We start from the raw sequence: 5,015 nt of genomic DNA, 5'->3' as shown, positions 1-5,015 counted from the left end.
TCTACTCCGTTTTTAACAACTGTTGTAAGGGCTGGCTTACCTTCTGGCTGAGTAATAGTAATTGTATGACTTCCATCTTGGTTGTCTGTCACAGTTACTGTTGGAGTGAAGCCATCTTTACCGTTCTAACCCTTGTCACCTTTTGGTCCTTGTTTTCCATCTGCGATAACAACTTCTTTAAGTTTTGTATCTTCTGCATCAAATTTATTATTTTCATTTTGATCATAATAGAAAATAACAGTTGTTGTTTTATCTACTTCATTTCTATGAGTAGAAACAAGCGGGCTTGCACCATCAAATCCATCTCTAACTACTGTAGTAGTTATACCACCTTTACCATCGTTAATTGTAATTGTATGAGTTCCATCTTGCCCATCAGTTACTTTAACTGTTGGAGTTTTTCCATCTTCTCCTTTTGGTCCTACTGGTCCCGCTGGTCCTGCTGGCCCTTGTGCTCCTGTTGGTCCTACTGGTCCCGCTGGTCCTGCTGGTCCTTGTGCCCCAGTTGCACCTTTTGGTCCCGCTGGTCCTGCTGGCCCTTGTGCTCCTGTTGGTCCCGCTGGTCCTGCTGGTCCTTGTGCCCCAGTTGCACCTTTTGGTCCCGCTGGTCCTGCTGGTCCTTGTGCTCCTGTTGGTCCTACTGGTCCCGCTGGTCCTGCTGGTCCTTGTGCCCCAGTTGCACCTTTTGGTCCCGCTGGTCCTGCTGGTCCTTGTGCCCCAGTTGCACCTTTTGGTCCCGCTGGTCCTGCTGGTCCTTGTGCCCCAGTTGCACCTTTTGGTCCCGCTGGTCCTGCTGGTCCTTGTGCTCCTGTTGGTCCTACTGGTCCCGCTGGTCCTCTTTCTCCATCTTTAATATCTGTATTTAAAATTAGTTCATCTTGATTATTAAAGACACCATCACCATCTTTATCTAAATAAAATGTAATGTGATTCGTATCCCCTGTTTTATTTTGAGTTGCAGCAATTTTACCAATACCGTATTTCATTACACGAGGTTTAGCTGCTGTAACTGTAGTAGCATTCCCTACAGGAAGTCCTAAAACATACTGATCTCCAAATTTATGAAGTCTGTATGCTTGTGATTTCTCTCCTTCTACCCCTTCAGAAACTAACTCCGTTACTCCTTCTGCTAATTTAGTAGTTGGTATATATAAAGTTTGGAAATCAACTTTACTTTTAAAACTTGCCGTTGAAGGATTTGGTTGAGCAGGATTTGCATCTAGATATAATGGATCCGTTTCATAATAATAGTTAGAATTACTATATGGGTCATTACTAGTCGCAGATCCACCACCACCTTGGTCTACGTTAAATTCAACTGGACGTAAACGAAGAGATAAGTCTCCGTTAGGGTTCTTTATAGGTAAAGTAAATCTAATCGTTTGTGCAGCGTTTGTTTCTACTGCAGAATTCATACTATATCCTGAATGAGAAACAAAATTTGCACCTTTACCAATAGTTCTAGTTTGAGTTCCATATCTAGTTGAAACAGTAGCACTAGAAGGTTCTCCAAATCCTGTTCCCTTATCTAAGATAAAGTTATTATTAACAAACTCTCTAGAGTCTCCTGGCGCAGAATAATCAATTGTAAAGTTAATATTATTACCACTACGTACTGTCGTTACATCATAATGGATTTCTTGGCCACCACGTGAATGTCCTATACCACGAAATGAATGTGATCCCTGACTGATGTTAGAAAATTCAATTGCATTTCCTGGATTTAAGATAGGTTTATTTTCTGGCCTAGCTGCTCTAAAACCACTTCCAGCCGCTCTGAAGCCACTTCCTGCTGTTCTAAAACCACTATACCCCCTATCCAAGTCTTCCTTACGGATAGCTGGATTTTGGCGAGCATCAGAAAGGCTCAAACCTGGTTTCAAGATTTCATTAGTAGATGCTGGAACTGAAGTTGTTTCTACTTTGGCAGGTGCATTAGTTGCTAAAACGCTACTATCAACAACTGAACGATCAGTTGTTGCAGCTGGTTTAGCTTCTTCTTTTGATTCAACTGCATCAGCTTTCTTCACTACAGGAGTTTCTGATACAGTTCCTTTATCAGAGTTAGAACGAAGTTCTAGACCGATGATAGCTGATTGGATAGATGACTCTGCTGCTGATACTTCAGCTTCAGTCGCATCTGCTTTCCCAAGCAAACCTTGACCAGCTTGGATACTTGCTTGCAAGTTAGCAGCACTTGCTTCTGTATATAACTTACTCTCAAGTTTTTTAGCACGCGAAAGAGCTGTTAACAATTTTGACTTGTCAACTGCACTTTCTTTTACTTCTTCTTTTTTGGCTTTTACTTCTTCAACTTTTTCTGCTGGTACAGTAGCATCTTCTGGTTTAGTTAGAGATGCTTCCGCTGGATTAGCTACAGTTGGAGCTGCATAGGTTTGCTCTTTATTAGACGCAGAAACTTCTGCTGGCTTAGTAGCTTCTTCTACATTATCAGCAGAAACACTATTAGCAGTTTCCAGTTTGTTTTCTTCCGCTTGTACTGTTTGGACACTAGCTGCTGCACCTAATACCAAAGCGGTACCGAGCAAGACACTAGCTGCACCAAAGTGATACTTACGAATAGAGTATCGTTGTTGCATGCTATACCAGTCAAATGACTTTTTATTAGAATGTTTCATTTTATCACCTACATGTTCTGTTAATACATACTATAGGATATATTATATTGCCACAATTGTCAAGTATATCAAAGTTTTTTCGCTGATTAAGTGGGTATTTTTCAAGTTATTCGATTCTTATTTTTATGTCTATTGTGTACATATAAATATGGTGTTCCTTTAATTAATGTTTAGAATTCATTTCATGTTGCTTTTGAACATAGAGACATTATATTAAACTAACTTTTCTACAGTCATAAACTAAATTACAATGTGATAACAATCCCGCTAAAAAATCATCAAATTGATTAGACACTGAAAAATCATTTTCAAAGACTATGTTTTGTTTTATATCACCTTTTTCTTAGGAAATAGAGAATTAGGGAGCTATGGTTTGCAATGGAAACACATTAACATCCAGAAACAGGAAATTCAATTGGTTCAAGCCTTAGACAATTACAAAAATCCAAAATCTACCAAAGAAAATAAAAAGACAACTTTTAGTATTCCTATTGAATTGACCAACTTACTTCAAGAATGAGAAAAATAGTAAAAAACTAAATTAGCAAAATTTAGCAACATCTAATCTGATAAACAGTATGTTTTTACTTATATCGATATAAAAGGTAACATTAATAGCCCTCTACACTCTGACTATCTTCTAATAAGATGAAATATGTTACACATCGTCATCCAGAACTTAAGCACGCTACACCACATAAAGTACGACATACTGGGACAACACTAGCAAAACAGGCTGGAACATCTATTGAAGCTATTTCTGAGGGTCTAACACACTGTGACACGATTATAACAAAGACTTATGTCAATACTTCGAATGTCATTCCAATGGCTGTTGGAGAGATTGCTTATCGTAATCTTAAAAAGTAATGGTGTGAACTTTACTAAAAATCATCAAAAAAACACCCCATGGTGTGAACCATGAAGTGTTGTAAATGCTGTATTGTAGCTGGTTCTTAACGTTTTGAGAACTGGCTAGCTTTACGAGCTTATATCTTAAGAGCTGGTTTTTTCTACATTATGATATTTATGGTAAATTATCACTGAAATCAAGTTCTTTTAAGAGATAAATCCTCAATTTTTACATATATAATCCTTTTAAAAATTAAGAGGTTATCAAAGGGTTATCACTTTTTAGTTTTCGGAGCTTATATAGTTGAAAAAGAAATACAATAAAATTAATAATACAACATCCCCTAACAATTACTGACCGTTAGGGGATATTTCTATTCACCGAATATATTTTACATTCTTGTATTCATTAACTTCGTCAAAGATCATTCTTCGTCTTCTTTTTTACTTAAAATGAAGAAGCCTAATCCAAAAAGAATTGAACTTGTTGCTACAGATAAGAGTCCTAAACTATTTTCCGTACCAGTTTTCGGCAAGGTTGTTTGAGTTTCTTTCTGTTTCACTTCATCTTTTTCTGGTTGAGCATGTGTTTCATTTGTAGAAACATGAAGAGCATCTGGAGTCTGTTCAGGTTTCACATTATCATTTGTTTGAATTACTCCTGAAGAGGCAACTTTTCTAAAGATATGTGTAACTACTTCTCCATTTTCATCTACTTCAGTTCTTACAAATTCATAACCTTCGATTTCACCATGTTCAAATGCTTCATTTTCCTCACCTAATACTTTAGGAGTTTTCGCATCTGCTGGTTTCAACTCATTACCGTTTTCATCAACCCATTTAGTAATAATCAGTTTAACTTTTGGTAATTGAGCTGGTTCTGGAAGTTCACCATTTATAGCAATGTTCCCATTAAACTCTGAGAACTCATGAGTTGGTGCATCCGGTGTACTTGTTCCACCCATAAACTCAGGAATATCTACACTTGGTGGTATGATGAGGTTTCCATTTTCATCTACACCAGTCGATCCAATTGGGTCTGTGTATTCTGGCACTTCACTTATTGGTGCATCCGGTGCGTTTACACCTCCTGTGAAGTCTGGTGCTTCTGGTTGTATTTCTGGTGTGCCTTTAGCATTTATTTGACGGACAGTCAGCTTCACTTGTACTTCTTCACTTGTTCCATCTGGGTAGTGGACAACGACTGTTCCATCTACTTTTCCTGGTGTTTTGACCGCTGTGTTCGGTGGTGTGTTGTCTTTCCATGTGAAGGTTGTTCCACTTGGTAATCCTTCTACATTACCAATGCTGTCTTTGGCTTTTGGTTCTGATCCGTTATCTACCGTTTGCTCTTTGGCTTCTGGTGTATACGTTTCGTCTTCGCCTCTGACATTGACCTTCACTTGTACTTCTTCACTTGTTCCATCTGGGTAGTGGACAACGACTGTTCCATCTACTTTTCCTGGTGTTTTGACCGCTGTGTTCGGTGGTGTGTTGTCTTTCCATGTGAAGGTTGTTCCACTT

2 protein-coding genes and 2 pseudogenes are annotated in these 5,015 nt (G+C 38.4%); 1 reads left to right on the top strand and 3 read right to left on the bottom strand.

The window, feature by feature from the left end; all coding sequences use genetic code 11:
• Nucleotides 1-110: pseudogene (locus tag QM956_RS10385) on the bottom strand (collagen-flanked surface repeat-containing protein); the annotation flags it as partial.
• Between the two features lie 15 nt (nt 111-125).
• A complete protein-coding gene (gene pclA / locus QM956_RS10380; RefSeq protein ID WP_414302511.1) occupies nt 126-2,639 on the bottom strand; it encodes a pneumococcal collagen-like adhesin PclA in 2,514 nt (837 codons plus the stop codon).
• Between the two features lie 298 nt (nt 2,640-2,937).
• On the opposite strand from pclA, the pseudogene QM956_RS10375 reads away from it, so the two are divergent.
• Nucleotides 2,938-3,509: pseudogene (locus QM956_RS10375) on the top strand (tyrosine-type recombinase/integrase); the annotation flags it as partial.
• Nucleotides 3,510-3,916: 407 nt separating this feature from the next.
• Here QM956_RS10375 and QM956_RS10370 read toward each other — a convergent pair.
• On the bottom strand, nt 3,917-5,015 hold a 1,099-nt coding region (locus QM956_RS10370), incomplete at its 5' end, for an SIALI-17 repeat-containing surface protein (protein WP_414302510.1).

The organism is Streptococcus mitis (genome assembly GCF_047460035.1).
GTDB classification, from domain to species: Bacteria; Bacillota; Bacilli; order Lactobacillales; family Streptococcaceae; genus Streptococcus; species Streptococcus mitis_DW.
This window is presented reverse-complemented; position numbering and strand designations above follow the sequence as displayed.